The sequence below is a fragment of the Marinobacter sp. Hex_13 genome, from assembly GCF_001566815.1.
Taxonomy (GTDB): domain Bacteria; phylum Pseudomonadota; class Gammaproteobacteria; order Pseudomonadales; family Oleiphilaceae; genus Marinobacter; species Marinobacter salarius.
Map to the genome: position 1 here is coordinate 16,607 of NZ_LSMM01000042.1, position 17,950 is coordinate 34,556.

At 57.0% G+C, this 17,950-nt stretch carries 12 protein-coding genes; 7 read left to right on the plus strand and 5 right to left on the minus strand.

The genetic code is table 11. The annotated features are described in order from the left end of the window. The first annotated feature begins 61 nt into the window (after positions 1–61). The 4 genes from clpX (at position 62) to AXW11_RS11220 (ending at position 6,461) form a co-directional block, all read left to right on the plus strand. The gene (gene clpX / locus AXW11_RS11205) at positions 62–1,345 is read left to right on the plus strand and encodes an ATP-dependent Clp protease ATP-binding subunit ClpX (RefSeq protein WP_007154039.1); all 1,284 of its coding nucleotides are present in this window, start codon (positions 62–64) and stop codon (positions 1,343–1,345) included. A gap of 160 nt (positions 1,346–1,505) precedes the next feature. After that, entirely contained in the window at positions 1,506–3,923 is a 2,418-nt protein-coding gene (lon, locus tag AXW11_RS11210; protein WP_036205093.1) for an endopeptidase La, read from the plus strand. Between the two features lie 238 nt (positions 3,924–4,161). Further along, positions 4,162–4,434 (plus strand): non-specific DNA-binding protein Hbs, encoded by a 273-nt coding sequence (hbs, locus tag AXW11_RS11215; protein ID WP_036205867.1) that lies wholly within the window; start codon positions 4,162–4,164, stop codon positions 4,432–4,434. Between the two features lie 173 nt (positions 4,435–4,607). After that, a complete protein-coding gene (locus AXW11_RS11220) occupies positions 4,608–6,461 on the plus strand; it encodes a SurA N-terminal domain-containing protein (RefSeq protein WP_091641421.1) in 1,854 nt (617 codons plus the stop codon). 69 nt (positions 6,462–6,530) lie between these two features. On the opposite strand, the gene AXW11_RS11225 is transcribed toward AXW11_RS11220, so the two are convergent. The 4 genes from AXW11_RS11225 to AXW11_RS11240 all read right to left on the minus strand — a co-directional run bounded on the left by AXW11_RS11225 (position 6,531) and on the right by AXW11_RS11240 (position 12,914). Continuing rightward, on the minus strand, positions 6,531–6,959 hold the full coding sequence (locus tag AXW11_RS11225) for an early set domain-containing protein (RefSeq protein ID WP_085680126.1): 429 nt from the start codon (positions 6,957–6,959) through the stop codon (positions 6,531–6,533). A 75-nt stretch (positions 6,960–7,034) separates the two neighbouring features. Then, the gene (pulA, locus tag AXW11_RS11230) at positions 7,035–10,190 is read right to left on the minus strand and encodes a pullulanase-type alpha-1,6-glucosidase (protein WP_091641418.1); all 3,156 of its coding nucleotides are present in this window, start codon (positions 10,188–10,190) and stop codon (positions 7,035–7,037) included. A gap of 248 nt (positions 10,191–10,438) precedes the next feature. Beyond that, positions 10,439–11,764 carry a carbohydrate porin gene (locus AXW11_RS11235; RefSeq protein ID WP_085680128.1) on the minus strand — a complete coding sequence of 442 codons (1,326 nt, stop codon included), beginning with the start codon at positions 11,762–11,764 and terminating at the stop codon, positions 10,439–10,441. 277 nt (positions 11,765–12,041) lie between these two features. Continuing rightward, positions 12,042–12,914 carry a MurR/RpiR family transcriptional regulator gene (locus tag AXW11_RS11240; RefSeq protein ID WP_007155673.1) on the minus strand — a complete coding sequence of 291 codons (873 nt, stop codon included), beginning with the start codon at positions 12,912–12,914 and terminating at the stop codon, positions 12,042–12,044. 214 nt (positions 12,915–13,128) lie between these two features. Here AXW11_RS11240 and zwf point away from each other — a divergent pair, with 214 nt between their 5' ends. The 3 genes from zwf to AXW11_RS11255 are packed head-to-tail and all read left to right on the plus strand — an operon-like array spanning position 13,129 to position 15,995. After that, positions 13,129–14,604, plus strand: coding sequence for a glucose-6-phosphate dehydrogenase (zwf, locus tag AXW11_RS11245; protein WP_091641416.1), 1,476 nt, complete (start codon positions 13,129–13,131; stop codon positions 14,602–14,604). Beyond that, positions 14,597–15,310, plus strand: a complete 714-nt coding sequence (gene pgl, locus AXW11_RS11250) for a 6-phosphogluconolactonase (RefSeq protein WP_091641474.1) — start codon at positions 14,597–14,599, stop codon at positions 15,308–15,310. Before zwf ends, pgl begins: the two co-directional genes overlap by 8 nt. A gap of 37 nt (positions 15,311–15,347) precedes the next feature. Then, the gene (locus AXW11_RS11255) at positions 15,348–15,995 is read left to right on the plus strand and encodes a bifunctional 4-hydroxy-2-oxoglutarate aldolase/2-dehydro-3-deoxy-phosphogluconate aldolase (protein WP_091641413.1); all 648 of its coding nucleotides are present in this window, start codon (positions 15,348–15,350) and stop codon (positions 15,993–15,995) included. Positions 15,996–16,448: 453 nt separating this feature from the next. On the opposite strand, the gene pyk is transcribed toward AXW11_RS11255, so the two are convergent. Beyond that, on the minus strand, positions 16,449–17,897 hold the full coding sequence (gene pyk, locus AXW11_RS11260) for a pyruvate kinase (RefSeq protein ID WP_041335519.1): 1,449 nt from the start codon (positions 17,895–17,897) through the stop codon (positions 16,449–16,451). Positions 17,898–17,950: the final 53 nt, after the last annotated feature.

Sequence of the window (17,950 nt, forward strand, 5' to 3'; positions counted from 1 at the left end):
AACATTCCCTGCCGGCGTATTGAGGTGAGTGCGCCGGCAAACCAAGCTCAGAGGTATTTCAATGGCAGATGAAAGAAACGGCAGGGGCGACGATAACGGCAAGTTGCTGTACTGCTCGTTTTGTGGAAAGAGCCAGCATGAAGTCCGTAAGCTCATTGCAGGGCCCTCGGTGTTCATCTGCGACGAGTGCGTCGATCTGTGCAACGATATTATCCGGGAGGAAATCCAGGAAAATGCACAGGAAGAGGCCAGTGATCGTCTTCCGACACCCGCTGAAATCCGCGACACGCTGAATGAATACGTGATCGGCCAGGACCGGGCCAAGGTGGTGCTGTCTGTAGCGGTTTATAACCACTACAAGCGCCTCCGCTACGGTGAGGGCAAGGCCGAGGTAGAACTTGGCAAGAGTAATATCCTGCTGATCGGCCCGACGGGTAGTGGTAAGACCCTGCTTGCCGAAACGCTGGCTCGGATGCTGAATGTTCCCTTCACTATTGCCGACGCAACCACGTTGACCGAGGCGGGCTACGTCGGTGAAGACGTCGAGAACATCATCCAGAAACTTCTGCAGAAATGCGACTACGATGTCGACAAGGCCCAGCGGGGCATTGTGTACATCGATGAAATTGACAAGATTTCCCGCAAGTCTGATAACCCGTCCATTACCCGGGATGTGTCCGGTGAGGGCGTTCAGCAGGCCCTGCTCAAGCTGATTGAGGGCACCGTGGCGTCCGTTCCTCCCCAGGGCGGCCGCAAACACCCGCAGCAGGAATTCCTGCAGGTGGACACTGGTAACATGTTGTTTATCTGCGGCGGCGCCTTTGCCGGCCTGGATAAGGTGATTCAGGAGCGCTCAGAGCGCAGCAGTATTGGTTTCTCTGCGCTGGTGAAGAGCCCGGACGACACCAAGAACACGGGCGATATCATTAAGGATGTCGAAACCGAGGATTTGGTCAAATATGGCCTGATCCCGGAGTTCGTCGGTCGTTTGCCGGTGGTGGCGACTCTGACGGAACTGGATGAAGAGGCGCTTGTCCAGATACTGACTGAGCCCAAGAACGCTCTGACCAAACAGTACCAGAAGCTGTTTGACATGGAAGGCGTGGAACTGGATTTTCGTGAAGACGCGTTGCGGGCTGTTGCTCGCAAAGCCATGGAGCGCAAAACCGGCGCCCGTGGTCTTCGTTCCATCATGGAGGCGACATTGCTGGACACCATGTATCAGATACCGTCTGAACATGATGTCTCCAAGGTGGTGATTGACGAGAGCGTCATCAGTGGCCAATCCGAGCCCTTCAAGATTTATGCGAGCAGCGACCACGCCAAGGCGGTACCGGAAGATTAATGCTCCGGTCAGTCGGCGTTTAAAAAAGGGCGGAAACGCCCTTTTTTTATGCCCGCACCGTGCCGGGAAATGGTGCCTGGGCGCGTAAAAAGATTGCAATTTTTGCTGTCGCCCCAATGAAGGGTGATATGCTGAATCAAACATCGTCAGAGGATTTTCTATGACCCTGATACCTGAAGAGTCCGTGCAAGAATACCCGCTGTTGCCGCTGAGAGATGTGGTGGTGTTCCCGCACATGGTGGTGCCGCTGTTTGTGGGCCGAGAGAAGTCCATACAGGCACTGGAAGCGGCCATGGAGGGCAACAAGGAAATCCTGCTGGTGGCTCAGAGAGATGCGTCGACGGACGAACCAGGCCCGGATGATGTGTTTGCCATGGGTACTGTAGCCACAGTATTGCAAATGCTCAGGTTGCCGGATGGCACCGTCAAGGTCCTGGTTGAGGGCAACGCCCGTGCAACCGTTACCGGCATCGCTGAAGGCGAGTATCTCGCCGGTACGGCCATGCTGATGGATGAGGACTCGCTGCCAGCCAGGGAAGAGGAAGTACTGGTCAAAACCCTGATGGACGAGTTCGAGAAGTACGTGAAGCTCTCCAGGAAGGTGCCCTCGGAAGTCTCCAATGCGCTGACCGGCATCAATGAGCTTGAGCGCCTTGCAGATACCATGGCAGCCCATCTGGAGCTGAAGATTCCCGAGAAGCAGGAGCTTCTTGAAGCCCTCGAGATTCGCCAGCGCGTTGACTTGCTGCTAGGCAAGCTGGACGGCGAAATTGACCTGATCGAAGTTGAAAAACGCATCCGCGGCCGCGTCAAGAAACAGATGGAGCGGAGTCAGCGGGAGTACTATCTCAACGAGCAGATGAAAGCCATCCAGAAGGAGATGGGCAGCCTCGGTGAGGGCAACAACGATTTTGAAGAGCTTGAGCAAAAGCTGGAGGAAGCCGGCCTGCCCGAAGAGGCCCGCAAGAAAACCGAAGCGGAACTGAACAAGCTCAAGATGATGTCACCGATGTCTGCAGAGGCAACGGTGGTGCGTGGTTACATCGACTGGATGCTGGCCATTCCCTGGAAAAAACGCAGCCGTGTTCGCCACGATATAGAGAAGGCCCGCGATATCCTGGATGAGGATCACTACGGGCTGGACGAGGTGAAGAAGCGGATTCTTGAGTATCTGGCGGTTCAGAGCCGGGTGAAAAAAGTGAAGGGCCCGGTTCTCTGTCTGGTAGGTCCTCCCGGTGTTGGTAAGACGTCTCTTGGCCAATCGATCGCCCGCGCAACAAATCGCAAGTACACGCGTATGGCGTTGGGCGGCGTCCGTGATGAAGCGGAGATTCGTGGCCACCGCAAAACCTACATTGGTGCCTTGCCCGGCAAGCTGCTTCAGAAGCTGTCCAAAGTGGGTGTGAAGAACCCGTTGTTCCTGTTCGACGAGATCGACAAGATGGGCATGGACCATCGTGGCGACCCGGCATCAGCGTTGCTGGAAGTGCTCGACCCGGAACAGAATCACACCTTCAACGACCATTACCTGGAGGTCGACTACGATCTCTCCGACGTAATGTTCGTGTGCACGTCGAACTCCATGGACATTCCGCCGGCGCTGCTGGACCGCATGGAGATTATTCGTATCCCCGGGTACACCGAGGACGAGAAGGTCAACATTGCGCTGAAGTATCTGCTGCCCAAGCAGGTCAAGGCCAATGGTCTGCGCAAGAACGAACTCGACATGCCGGAGCAAACGCTTCGTGACCTGATTCGCTACTATACCCGTGAGGCCGGCGTACGCGGCCTTGAGCGTGAGATTGCCAAGATCTGCCGCAAAGTGGTGCGGGATCACGTTGAAAGCGGTGACAAGGCCTCTGTGACGCTCTCGCCCGAGATGCTTGAGGACTATTCCGGCGTCAAGAAGTTCAAGTATGGCCTGGCCGAGGAGAAGAATCAGGTCGGACAGGTGACAGGCCTTGCCTGGACCCAGGTCGGTGGTGAGCTGCTGACTCTCGAATGCGCGTTGACCAAAGGCAAGGGGCGGGTGGTCAAGACCGGCTCCCTGGGTGATGTGATGCAGGAGTCTATCCAGGCCGCCCTGACAGTGGTCAGAAGTCGCGCACTGGGGTTGGGTATCAGTGACGATTTCCATGAAAAACACGATCTGCACGTTCACGTTCCTGAGGGCGCAACGCCAAAAGATGGTCCTAGCGCCGGTATCGGCATGTGCACGGCACTGGTTTCTTCATTGACCCAGATTCCGGTTCGGGCCGATGTGGCGATGACCGGCGAGATCACCCTGAGGGGCCGCGTGCTGGCCATCGGCGGCCTCAAGGAAAAGCTTCTGGCGGCACACCGGGGTGGCATCAAGACGGTGATTATCCCGGATGAAAATGTTCGTGATCTCAAAGAGATACCGGAGAACATCAAGGAATCACTGGAGATCCGTCCGGTCAAATGGATTGACGAGGTTCTGGACATTGCGCTGGCCTATCCGCCCGAACCGCGCGCCGAAGATTCGTCTTCGAAACCGGGTGCAGGTAAGCCCCGTGACGAAGACGGCGACGCTGCAGAGCGCATAAATACACATTAAACCCGCGTTGAATTGTTGACATGCGAGAGAGCCCATTGGTATAACTGTTTCGCCGTGAAGCAGCCAATATCAAGGGCTCCCGCGCAGTTAATGCCTATTCCGAACACCGGTTAGTAACCGAAAGGAATAAAAATAGTGAAGAATGGAATTCTCTGACCGCTTATGCGATAGTCGGGAACGTCCAGGAAACAACAAACCAACCTATAACATCTTCAACCTGAAATCGAAGGGGTTTAGTGTGAACAAGTCCGAACTGATCGATGCAATTGCAGAATCCGCAGATATCTCCAAAGCCGCTGCTGGCCGTGCTCTGGATGCCATGACCACCTCTATCACCGGTGCCCTTAAAAAAGGCGATCAGGTAACCCTGATTGGTTTTGGTACTTTCTCTGTTAAAGAGCGTGCCGCTCGTACTGGCCGTAACCCGCAGACGGGTGCCGAGATCAAGATCCCGGCCTCCAAAGTGCCTGGGTTCAAGGCAGGTAAGGCCCTGAAAGACTCCGTTAAGTAACGGACTCTTTCATCTGGCAATGTCCGGGATTCCCGGTCATTGTCGGAGCGGTTGGCCCGGTGGCGATACCGCTGCCAGCCTGCTCCAGATGAATTCAAGGCGCATTCCTGAAAGAATGCGCCTTTTTACGTTAAGAGACCCTCACAGACTTTGATCAGGGATCCGGGAGAGACATGCTTCAAGATATTCGGGAAAATGCCCAGGGCACCATTGCCAAAATCATCATTGGCCTTCTGATTGTTTCACTTTCTATCTGGGGAATGGACGCGATTGTCGGTGGTTTTTCCGGCGAGCCTGAAGTGGCGACGGTCAATGGGGAAGACATTACCGAGAGGGAATTCCTCCGGGTTGTACAGATTGAGAGTCAACGCCGCCTGTCCGAGATGGAGAATCCAGATCCGTCGTTGCTGGATGAGGATCAGGTTCGTCAGGATGTTCTCGATGCCCTGATCCAGCAGAAAGTGATGACCCTGAACGCCGAAGACCAGGGGCTGGAACTCTCTGATGCCGATATTGACTCCCTGATCACCCAGATGCCCCAGTTCCAGGTAGACGGTACCTTTAACCGCGACCGGTTTGTCTCTGCGGTCAGGAATATGGGAATGGGCGTTGCCGAGTTTCGCGAAACCATGCGCAAGCAGTATGTGGTGAACCAGATCCGTGCCGGTATCTCTCAGAGTGGCGTAGTGACGGATGAAAATGTGGCCCAGTTGCTGCGCATCCAGAACCAGACCCGTGACTTCCGTGTGACGACGCTTTCTGCAGACGCTGTGAGCGATCAGGTGGAGGTGACCGAGGCCGATGTGGAAGCGTACTACGATGAGAACCAGAACGCCTTCAAGCTTCCTGAGAGCGTGGATGCCAGTTACATCGTTCTGTCACTGGCAGCACTTGCCGAAACCATCGATGTCAGTGATGACCAACTGCGTGACTATTATGAACAGCGGTCCTCTGAGCTGGCCCGCGAAGAACGACGTGCCTCACACATCCTGATTGAGGATGGAGAGAACGCTGAAGAGACCATGGCGACAATTCAGGAGCGTCTGGCAGCCGGTGAGTCGTTTGCAACGCTGGCTGAAGAGTTCTCCGTGGATACGGTCTCCGCAGAGCAGGGGGGCGATCTGGGCTTTGCTGAGCGTGGTGTCTACGATCCGGCCTTTGAAGAAGCCCTATTTGCACTTGAAGAAGGGGAAGTATCCGATCCGGTGTCCACCAGCTTCGGTGTTCATCTCATCAAGCTTGAGGACGTGCAGAAAACCGAAGCACCCCCATTGGCAGAATTGGAAGATCAACTCCGCCGTGAGCTTGCCCAGCGTGAAGCCACCGAGCGTTTTGCCGAAGTTCGCTCAGAGCTTGCTGACCTGGCTTATGCGGCTGATGATCTGGCCGGTCCAGCAGAAGAACTGGGTCTTGAAGTGCGGGAAAAGAGTGGTATCACCCGGAACGGGGGTGAAGCGCCCTTTGATCACGCGGGTCTGATCCGCCAGTTGTTTTCCGAGGATGTATTGACCGAAGGCTTTAACACCGAGCTGATTGACGTCGGCGACAACATGTCCGTCGTAGCTCGGGTGGGTGAGTACCAGGAAGCACAACAGCAGCCGCTTGAAGAAGTGGCCGATGAAATTCGTGCGGCGCTGACCAGTCAGAAGACTCGTGAAGCGCTCAGAGAGCGTGCTGACGCGATCATCGCTGACCTTGAATCCGGCAAGAACATTGAAGAGCTGGGGCTTGAGGAGTGGCAATCCTATGAGGATCAGCCCAGGAGCAACCCATCGCTCGGTGGTGCTGTCATGTCCCAGGTGTTTTCACTTCAACGCCCTGGTGACGGAGACAATGTCTACGGCTCGGTGGTGTCCAATGACAGCGCGACCATCGTGGCCCTCGATGCGGTTAACGAGGGTGACGTGAACCGGGATGGTGGTGAATTCCGGCAGCTTCGCGGTTTCCTGGCATCGCTTGAGGGGCAGCGCGAGTATCAGGCGTATCAGCAGTTCCTCAGAGAGAACGCCGAAGTAGAACGGCCGTAACAACAAGGCACCCGGTATCGGGTGCCTTGTTGCATTGCACGAGAGGCCCGGGCAACGTCCCGGGCTTTTTTAGTTGGCTTCGTCGATGTAGATTTCGGGGGTCTCCCCGCGTACATCGAAGTAGAACCCATAGGTACCGGTCTCGGGCGGGGTAAAGCGGAAGTTTTCGAAGACCGCGGAGCAATTAGTCTTTACCGGTTTGTTCAACTGAACATCCTTGTCTTCTTCCGACAGATAGCCGCAATTGGTGCCTGACGTCCAGTTGGCATCACCAAACTTGAACTCGTAGGGTTGCCCGTCAGCCTTGAGTTCCACTTCCGTGCGATAGAGCCCGTTGTCCACTTTCTTGACCTTGTACTCCGGCAGTGCATCCCACCAGGCAAATTGCCCGCGTAGGTACAAGGATTTGCTGTAGTCGCGTTCACCACCGGTGGTGGCGCAACCGGCTGTGATGGCCATAACCGAGGCCAAAGCCAATGTTGTGAGTTTCCTGTTCATGATTGTCTCCTTTATGGTTGCTGGCCCCATGGGATCTGTTCCTCCATGGGGCCGCCAGGGCCGTTGTCAGCGGCCTTATCGATTGAATACAGCCACTGACAGGGCCGGTACCGTGAAGGTGCCGTTCGCTGCTGCAGCGGTCTGTTCCGGGGAGGTGTCCGCCATCACGGAAAAGGCCTCATTTAGGCTGGTGTCCAGTGCCTGTTGGGTCCCTGTGCTGTTGATCACCACGACGACCTGATCCACGTCGCTGTCCAGATCGGTCAGGCCGTTGTCGGGGCCATCGTCCAGACTGAAGGCAATCACGCCGGGTACCTGGCTGGGTCCGGTGTTGTGGAACGACAGTCGTTCACTGACCTGTTCAGCGGTGCGTAGACGGAAAAGCTCGCTTTCGTTACGAACGATCAGCAACTTCTCGACCTGCTCGCGGGTGTAGTCGATCTCGCTTGGCGTTGGGCCGGCCTGGAACTGGCCGATGATCTCGGTGATCAGGTCCCAGTTCGCGCCGTCCTTGTCCTGACGGGGCAGGCCACGATTCCAGGCGGTTTCCTGGTAACTGAAGTCGACTTCATTAAACCAGTCGCCGGAATCGTAACTGTCCCTTTCCATGGATTTGGAACGCAGCAGTTCCGAGCCCATATGGATGAAGGGAATGCCCTGGCTGAGGATGGGGACGGAAAGGCCCACCACCTGCATCTGGGCACGTTCCTGAAGCGTGGCGGCGAAATCCGCCTTGTACTGGTTGTTGTCCCAGAGCGTCTGGTTGTCGTGCTTGGAGACGTAGTTGATGATTTCCTGGGGATCGCTGGTATACCCGGCACTCTGACCGTTGTAATCGATCTCCGCGCCGGTTCTGGTGGTGCCATCGGCGGTGATCAACGAATAGTCGCTCAGGCTGCCGGCAATGCCAACGCGGATCCAGTCGCTGATCTGCAGCAGGCGGGTTTTCTCAGCGTCGCTGCCGCTGTTTCGGTCGTTGGGGATGCTGAACAGACCATTGCTGAAGCCCTGGTTGGCGCGCAGTGCGTCACCGCCATCGAAGGGGCCGCCACCACGTACGGCGTCACGCAGGCGATCGTTGAAGGAGCCGATGCCCGTTCCGGCCATGTTTGGCTGGATGGCGTTGACGCCACGCGCATTATTGGCGACTTCACCGAAGTTCCAGCCCTCACCGTAGAAGTAGGTGTCTGGATCGACCGCAGTTACGGCATCCAGCGCCTTTTCCATATTCGACAGCATGTGATGCCCCATCAGGTCAAAGCGGAACCCGGAAATGCCGTACTCCGACGCCCAGGTGACCAGGGAGTCGATCATCAGCTTTTCCATCATCCGGTGCTCGGACGCGGTGTTTTCACAGCAGGTTGACTGCTCAACAACGCCGGTTTCGGGGTTCTGGCGGTGGTAGTAGCCGGGGACCAGTTTGTCGAGAACCGACTTGTCGGCAAGCCCGGAGGCGTTGGTGTGGTTGTAGACCACATCCAGGACCACGTTCAGACCCAGATTGGTGGCAGACTGCACCATTTCACGGAATTCCCGTATCCGGGTCACCCCGTTGGCATCGGAGGCGTAGCTGCCCTCGGGAACGGTGTAGTGCACCGGGTCATAGCCCCAGTTGAAGCTGTCGAGGCCACGAAAAGTGCCATACAGCGCCTGGGCATCGCCGGTTGCAGGGTCGAAGGATGCCAGGACCGTGCGGATGGTGTCGCCACTGCCGCAGAGGTCCGCATAGTTCGCTGCGGCTTCGTCAGACAGGTCGCACAGTTTGCTGAAGTCGTCGTCGATATTGACCACCTCGGCCGGGTTTTCGTTGATCGTTGCGATATCGAAAGACGGCAGCAGGTGGAGATGGGTGATGCCGGCGTTCGCCAGGCTTTCCAGGTGAGTGACGCCATCGCTGATGGATTCCGTAAAGGCGGCGTACTTGCCCCGGTTGGCAGCTGCAACGGTTTCGTCGGTGGCGCTGAAATCGCGAATATGGGTCTCATACACCACGACATCCTCGGGGGCCTGCACTGTCGGTGGGGTCAGGCTGTCCCAGTTGGCCGGTTTCAGGTCGCTGTCAGCCAAATCGACGACCTGCGCATACACGCCATTTTCAGAAAGGCTCAGGGCATAGGGGTCCGATGTCATGGTGGTTTCGATGGCATCGGTACGGGGGTGGTAGACCGTCACCTCATACTGGTAGAACTTACGGTCGACATCGGCGGTGTTGCCGGTATGCCTCCAGACACCGTTATCCCGGGTCATGTCTACCGGATAGCCGCTCACCATGCTGCCGTCGGCATTGAACACGTGCAGGCGCAGGCTCTGGGCCGTTGGGGCCCAAACCGCAAACCCGGTATCGGCACCGCTAACGGTTGCGCCCAGAGTGCCGTCATAGGCATAGAGATCGTCGAGCACACCCGGGATCTGAAGGCGGGTAGCCGACATCAGCTCATCATTGCCATTGTAAGCGCCGGCAATCAGTTGGCCGCGCAAAGCGTCCATTTTGGTCTGACTGTCGGTGTCCACGCTATAGGCTGGCCAGTCTGCAAGATGGGGGAAGGCCTCTTCCAGCTCTGGCGAGAGGGTGGTTGCGCTCAGCTCAATAACGGTGCCCCCGTTCAGGGTTTTATCGGTGTTATCGACAGTGATGCCGGCGCCAGCGTCATATCGAAGTTCGACTCGGGTCGCCGCGGCGGTGTCGGCAAAGACGAGCGTATTGGCGTCCAGCCAGTGAGCCTTGGCGCCGTCGACGGCCAGTTCCTCGGCTTCGATCGGGTCGGGGGAGAGCAACTGACTGCCGCTGATCGTGAAAATACGATTGCCCAGGGCGCCGAAGTGCCAGCGTTTATCATTATCACCCAGGTCTTTTTCATCGCCCTTGTGCATGATGAAGTTCATGCAGTCGCCGCCGTCGCGCATGGGAATGATGTAATAGGCGCCGTAGGTGTCGTTCACGCCACTGGCGGTGTGTGGGTCGGTCCACTCGGTCGGCACGCCTTCCGCCAGACCATCGCAACCGGCTGCGGCGTCGTTCCAGAGATGGAGCCCCCAGCCGTCATAGTCGCCGGCGGGGCGTTTGTAATAGAGGATGGCTTCGTTGTCGCCGGGTTCCAGCAGGGCGGTGGAGTCCCCGCCTCCGCCGTCGCCGGAGTCTGAAGATGAGCTGTTGCTACCGGAGTTGCAACCGACAAGAGCCAGGGACAAAGCCAAGGCCCAGCCGCCTGCAACCAGTTTATGGTCAGGCATAACGCGTATCCTTTTTCCATTGTTGTTGTTTGGGATGTTGCTTGCGAACCGGCAGAACCTGTACGCAAACGTTGCAGGATCATGGTTGCGCGAAGAGCTCGGCCACACATCCTTCGGCAATGGACTTTTGCGGGCGTAGTCTGAGGGGAGTATGGGGAGTAGAGAATAGAGGAGTGGTGCGTACAAAAAAGGGCCGGCTGAAAAGCCGGCCCAAGGAGGTCCAACGAGAGTGTGTGGTGTTTAGAGCCTTACCACCAGGCTTCGATCTGGGCACCGATCTGGATGTCGCCATCGATGCCTTCACTACGAGCGGCTTCCGCCTGATCGCCGAAGAACGCTGCCGCGTAGGCACGAATCACCGGGCGCGCCCAGTAACCGGGGCCTGCGCTCCACTGTTGCGCAATGGCAACTTTCTGCAGGTCGGTTTCTTCGTCGTTGTAGGGGTGGTGCACATCCTCATAGCCGATTTCCAGAGCTGTGCTGGTCACGGAGTTCCAGTTGTAGATCGGGCGAGCAACAACACTCAGGCGGGTGGGTTCCTCTTCGTTGATCGGGCCGTAGGTTTCACCTTTGGAGTACAGGGCGGAGTAGCCAAGCTCCCAAGGGCCTCCGAGCTTGACCACGCCGTGGTTCAACACGCGCCAGCTCTTCTCGAGCGTGCCGTCGTAGTAAGGGGCGTTGAGGCTCGCGTTGCCGCCCTGGTTGGCAAAGGCGGCTTCGCCCAGGGAGTCGGTCGCATACTGCAGGACGAATTTGTTAAAGCCACCCATGAAACCAGATGACAGTTCAATGGTACCGAAGAAGCCGTCTTCGTCCATGATGCCAGCGGCCTCCTGCTCATCGGTCAAGTCAGCCATGCCATAGATGCCCGCCAGTGTCAGCGTGCTTTCGCCAACCGGGAAGGCGTAGCGCAGGTCCAGCTTGTTGTTCTGAACGATGGTGTCGCTTTCCTGCTTGTCAAAGTTGATCCATGCAGCAGAGAACTGGCCAGCACCGGCCTGAATGTTTTCAACGCCCGCGCCGTAGCCGGAGTTGTTGATGTAGAACAGGTCTAGCTGGTGCACGTCATGACGCTTGTAGAAGCGCTTGCCAGCCCAGAGTGTGGCTCCAGGCAGAGATTCGATGACGTTGGTGCCGGACACGTAAAGCTGACGCACCGCTACTTCGCCGCCGCTATAGGGGTTGCCGTTGTTGCGAGTGGTTTCCTCGCCGGCAAAATCGACGCCGTTGACATCGTCGGCGCCGTCAAATGCCTGGTAGTCGTTACCCTGGTTGATGGCTTCGTAGGAGACCATGGAGTCGAAGCGGAACGTTTTACCGTCCTGGCTGAAGAGCTGGTCACCAAAGGCCAGTTCCGCATAAGTGTCGCATTCGTCTGCAAGGCGTCCGACAAAGTGGCCGTTGGCACCGCTACCGAAACAGGTTTGTTCCCCGCCACTGCTGGTGTTGGTGGAAAGACCTGAGCGGGCATAGCCATGAAAATCAACGGCGATGGCGGGCGTAGCCATGATGGCAGCTGTGACTGCAGCCGCAAGCGGGAGTTTGTTCGGGAAAAAGCGCTTATTGTTTTGCATCATCTGTGTCCTGTGCTTTTTGTCTTTTTTGAATGTCAGGGAAGCGGAAGTTCCGGCATCGTGTCGTGGACAGTCAGTTCCGGATCAGGCTTCCGGTTCCCTTGATTGCAGCTTCTGCCAATCAGACATTGGGAAACCGGATTTCATAGTCCTGTAACGGGAGGGGTAGTGCATCCTCCGCCCTGAAGAAAAAGGGGGGTGAGTTTTCAGGGGGAGGAGGGGCGTAGAAGGATGAGACACTAAATCAGTGGCTTTGCTACCTTTGAAAGCCGCGCGTTTAGGTCATTGGGAAGCGGGTAGGTTTCAGGCTTTCCTTGATTTTTTTCAGATGGCCCAGGAAATCCGCCCCGCGCTTGAGGGTGACGCCGGTCGCGAGGATGTCGATCACTGTCAGGTGAATAATACGAGAGGACATCGGCATGTAAACCTCGGTGTCCTCCGGCGCCGTTACTTCAATGACCACCGTGCAGACGTCTGCCAGTGGCGAGTCAGGCATGGTGATGCCGATAACGGTAGCGCCGTTGGTGCGGGCGTGCTGTGCAATTTCAACGGTTTCACGGGTGCGCCCGGTATAGGAAATAAGCACGATGACATCGCCCTTGGTGGCCCCTGCGGCTACCATGCGCTGCATCAGGGCGTCATCGTACGACATGACCGGGATATTAAAGCGGAAGAACTTGTGCTGGGCGTCCATGGCAACCGGTGCGGAGCCGCCCATGCCGAAGAAGTTGATCTGCTTGGCCTGGATCAGATAGTCGATGGCCGACGCCAGTGCTTTTGGATCAAGGGCCTGACGTGCCTTGTCGAGGCTGGCAATGGTGCTGAGCATGATCTTGTCAGAGAACTCTGCGACAGTGTCGTCGGGCTCCACGTTCTGACCAATGTACGGCGTGCCAGTGGCAATGCTCTGGGCCAGGCGTATCTTGAAATCGGGAAAGCCGGTGGCTGAAAAGCCGCGACAGAAACGGTTGACGGTCGGTTCACTGACGTCCGCCGCCCTGGCCAGAGCGGCAATGCTGTAACGGGTGGCGGCACTTGGGTCGCGAAGAATCGCCTCGGCAACCTTGCGCTCTGATTTATTGAGCGTGTCCAGTCTTAGCTGGATATCTTCGAGCAGGTTGTCATCGCGTTGCGCCTGGTTCGCAGCCATTTGGGATACTCCCTGAATCATCGGCGTTCTTGTGAAAATCCGCGCTGATTATAGCGTGTTTTTGGTAGGTTTGTGGTAGTAAAAGTGTCATTAATTGGAAAATATCCTTGGAAAATTTAATTTCGGGTGTCATTATTTGCATAAAATTACTACATTGACGCCTCGAGTCGTGCGGCGGTGTATTGCTGCATGAAAACAAAGAGAGAAGGAACCGATGGCTGATCCGATAAATACCCGCTGTGACTTGATGATGTTTGGTGCGCTTGGTGATCTGGCGCAACGCAAACTGTTTCCCGCGCTGTATCAGCTTGAGCGGGCCGGACTGCTCCACAAGGGCACTCGTATTCTGGCAATCGCGAGAAACAAGGCAGACAGCGGCGAGGTTCGTAAGACGCTTCTTGGTAAGTTGAAAGAGCATGTCAGGAAAGACGAGTTTGATACCGACGTGGCCGAGAAATTCCTGCAGCGCGTGGATTACCAGTTCCTCGATTTCACCAACCCTGAAGGTTACAGCGTCCTCAATGACTGGCGCAGCAAGGAACCCAGCAATCTGATCGTCTACATGGCCACACCACCGGCCATGTACGGTGAGATTTCACGCAACCTCCGGGGAAATAACTGTTGCGACCAGAACACCCGGGTGGTTGTAGAGAAGCCGATTGGTCACGACCTTGAGTCGTCCAAGGTCATCAATGACGAGTTGGGTGAGGTTTATAACGAGAACCAGTTGTTCCGTATCGACCATTACCTGGGTAAGGAAACGGTACAGAACCTCATCGCGCTTCGGTTTGCTAACAACCTATTCGCTTCCCAGTGGGACCAGAACCATATTTCCCATGTTGAAATTTCGGTGGCTGAGAGCGTCGGTATTGAGGGCCGCTGGGGCTATTTCGATAAAGCCGGTCAGGTTCGCGATATGGTTCAGAACCACCTTCTTCAACTCCTGTGCCTGATCGCCATGGATCCACCGTCGGACCTGTCTGCAGACAGTATCCGCAATGAGAAGGTGAAAGTGCTGAAGGCGATGCGCCGCATCACTCCGGACATGATGGATACCCATGTGGTGCGCGGGCAGTACACCGCTGGCACCAGTGGCGGAAAGCCCGTGCCGGGCTATCTGGAGGAAGAGGGCGCGGCGCGCGGCAGCAAGACCGAAACCTTTGTGGCCCTGAAAGCCGAGATCGATAACTGGCGCTGGTCTGGCGTACCGTTCTACATCCGTACGGGTAAGCGCCTGCCGGAGAAGCTGTCGCAGATCATCATTCACTTCAAGCCGGCGCCACACTACATCTTTGATCCGGATCAGAAGCACCTGGCGAACAATAAACTCATCATCCGTTTGCAGCCGGACGAGGGTATGTCCCTGCAAATTCTGACCAAGGACCAGGGGCTGGATAAGGGAATGCGCCTGCGCCAGGGGCCATTGGAGCTGACGTTCTCGGAAACCTTCGAGACCGACCGCATACCGGATGCTTACGAGCGTCTGCTCTGGGAGGTCATGAAGGGTAATCAGTATCTGTTCGTCCGTCGTGACGAAGTGGAGCACGCCTGGCAATGGGTTGACCAGATCATGCGCAACTGGGACGACAGTGGCATACCGCCAAAACGCTATGCCGCAGGAACCTGGGGGCCGGTTGCCTCCATCGCCATGATTACCCGTGACGGAAGGAGCTGGTATGAAGATGCATGACCTGAACCTGCCGGAGTCAGTGGATGCGTATTTTTTCGACACCCCTGGTGATACGGCGGTTGCGCTGGCGGATGCAGTCGCAAAACACCTCTCGGAACGGCTGCTGATTGCACCCCGCGCCAGTCTGGTGGTGTCTGGCGGCTCAACCCCGCTGCCTTTTTTCGAGGCCTTGCGGGAGAAGCCGTTGGATTGGGCGCGCATTGACGTGCTGCTGGCGGACGAGCGCTGGGTCTCCGAAGACGATAACGACAGCAATACCCGCCTGGTGCGGGAAAGTCTGTTACAAGGCCCTGCCTCGGAAGCCCGGTACCTGTCCCTCAAGCAGCCAGGCGACACGCCGGCTGACGGCTTGGCGGCCGCGGAAACAGCCCTTGAGGAGCTCCACCTTCCGCTGGATGTGCTGATCCTGGGTATGGGCAACGACGGCCATACGGCGTCATTGTTTCCAGATGCGCCGGAGTTGGATCAAGCTCTTGATACGGATTCGGCTGCCATCGTGGCCCCCATGACGCCACCTTCCCAGCCCCAGAAGCGCATTACGCTGACGCTGCGTGCCCTGAGCCGTGCGGGTTTTACGGCATTGCACCTGAAGGGGGACGACAAGCTGAAAACCCTGCAGGGTGCCTGCAGCGATATCGAAAACATCCGCGAAATGCCCATCCGCGCTTTCCTGAAACCGGGGCTGCAGGTTTATTGGAGCGCTTAAGGCTGTTCGCCCGAGATTTGTTATACCGGAGATATGTATGAACCAATTGTCTGACTTCCACCGCGAGCGCGTCCAGGCGGTCTTGAACGCTTCCCCGCTTGTTCCGGTGATTACCATTAACCACCCGGACGAAGCGCTGCCACTGTGTCAGGCTTTGGTTGATGGTGGCATTCGAGTACTGGAAATCACCTTGCGTACCCCTCATGGCGTGAAGGCCATTGAGCAGGTACGAAAAGCGATCCCGGATGCCTGGGTTGGGGCGGGCACGGTCACCAGTATTGCCCAGTACCGGCAGGTTGAAGCCGCCGGCGCCCAGTTCGTGATCACGCCGGGTGTCACCGAGGCCATTCTGGAATTCGGTGTGACTTCGGAAGCGCCGTTGCTGCCGGGCATTTCAACGATTTCGGAGCTGATGGTTGGCTACAACCTTGGCTACCGTGAATTCAAGTTCTTCCCAGCCGAAGTCGCCGGCGGTATCCCCGCCCTGAAGGCGTTCTCTGGCCCTTTCCCGGACGTTACCTTCTGCCCGACCGGCGGTATCCGCCGCAACACTGCCAAGGACTATCTGGCCCTTAAGAACGTCTCGGCCGTTGGTGGCACCTGGTTGACCCCTGGTGATGCCGTTGCTTCCGGTGATTGGGGGCAGATTTCTGAGATTGTTCGTGGGAGCCTTGCTGACCTTTAAGTTTTCCTATTGGTCTGTAGCCTGATTGATTGGAGTTTTCGCGGTTGGTGGCAGGGCCGTTCGGGAAACGCTACGAGCACATCCATGTGCGCTTGGAATTGGCCATCCGTGGCCAATTACATTCCCGAACGGCCCTGCCACCAACCGCTTGTTCTGACTCTTAAGATAGCGCTTTCGGTGCTTTGGTCATGTATAAGGTGTGGATACGGCAAGTGTTTTAAGCAGATATAAGATTCGGCACGAATAACACGAACGCTAAAAGTGCTGTCTGGCGATAACTGGTCAGTTCAAACAAGAGGCTGCGGGGCGGGGCTTCCCAAAATGTAATTGGCCAAGGATGGCCAATTCCAAGCGCACATGGATGTGCTCGTAGCGGTTTTGGGAAGCCCCGCCCCGCAGCCTCAAGGCACCAAAACCATCAGGCTACAAAAGACGACACCTCCCAATTCCCGTCTAGCGAATATCAGCCCCAACACGAACAATCTTCATAGTGTTCGTGCCGCCCTGGGCATTCACATAATCGCCCTTGGTAATCACCACCAGGTCACCCTCTTTGACGGCCCCCATCCGAACCAGCTCAGCCACCGCGCGCGAGTTTGTCTGCTCGGGCGGAATCGTCGCCGAATCAAAGGGTACCGTCTGTACACCACGGAACATCGTTACCCGATGCTGGGTAGAGTGATTGCGCGAGAAGGCAAAAATCGGAAGGCTGGATTTGATGCGCGACATCAGCAGGGGAGTGGCACCGGTTTCCGACATGCAGATAATCGACGTCACACCGTCCAGGTGATTGGCCGCGTACATGGCAGACAGGGCGATCGCCTCATCCACATGCTCCATGCTTTCATGAATGCGGTGCTTGGACTGATGCATCGACGGATGCTTTTCTGCGCCCATGCAAATTCGCACCATGGCTTCCACCGCTTCCGTGGGGTAGTCGCCGACCGCCGTTTCTGCAGACAGCATGACCGCGTCGGTGTAGTCCATCACCGCGTTCGCCACGTCGGAAACCTCCGCCCGGGTCGGCATCGGGTTTTCGATCATCGACTCCATCATCTGGGTGGCGGTAATCACCACCGTGTTCAGGGCGCGGGCGCGGTTGATGATGTGCTTCTGAACGCCCACCAGCTCGGCGTCGCCAATCTCAACAGCTAGGTCGCCCCTGGCCACCATAACCGCGTCCGACGCATCGATGACCGCATCCAGGGCGGCGTTATCGTGGGCCAGTTCCGCGCGTTCAATCTTGGCAACCAGGCGTGCTTCCGAGCCAGCTTCCTTCAGCAGGCGGCGGGCAACGTGCATGTCTTCGGCAGTGCGTACAAACGACACCGCGACATAATCGGCGCCCAGGCGGGCGGCGGTTTTGATGTCCTGCTTGTCTTTCTCGGTCAGGGCTTCGGCGGAGAGGCCGCCGCCGCGCTTGTTGAGGCCCTTGTTGTTGGACAGGGGGCCGCCGATAAGAACGCGGGAGGAGATGCTGGTGCCGTCAACGGACTCGACTTCCATCTCGATGCGGCCGTCGTCCAGTACCAGGATGTCGCCTGGCTTGACGTCTTCAATCAGTTGCTCGTAGTCAATGCCGACGCGCTCTTCATTGCCGGCTTCCTTGTCCATGCTGGCGTCCAGGATAAACTGCTGGCCGGCCTTGAGGGTCACCTTGTTTTCCGCGAAGCGTGCGATACGAAGTTTTGGCCCCTGAAGGTCGGCGAGCAGGGCGACAAACCGGCCGTTGGCGGCGGCAGATTCCCGCACCCGCAGGGCGCGTTGGATGTGGTCTTCCGCACTGCCGTGGGAAAAATTCAATCTCGTAACATCGACGCCTGCAGCAATAATAGCCGACAGTGATTCCGGTGAATCGGTGGCGGGGCCGAGAGTGGCGACGATCTTGGTGCGCCTTAACATGGTTCCAGTTTCCTTTTGTTTTTCAGTGAAGCTTTCCGGTTGTGCTGGACGAA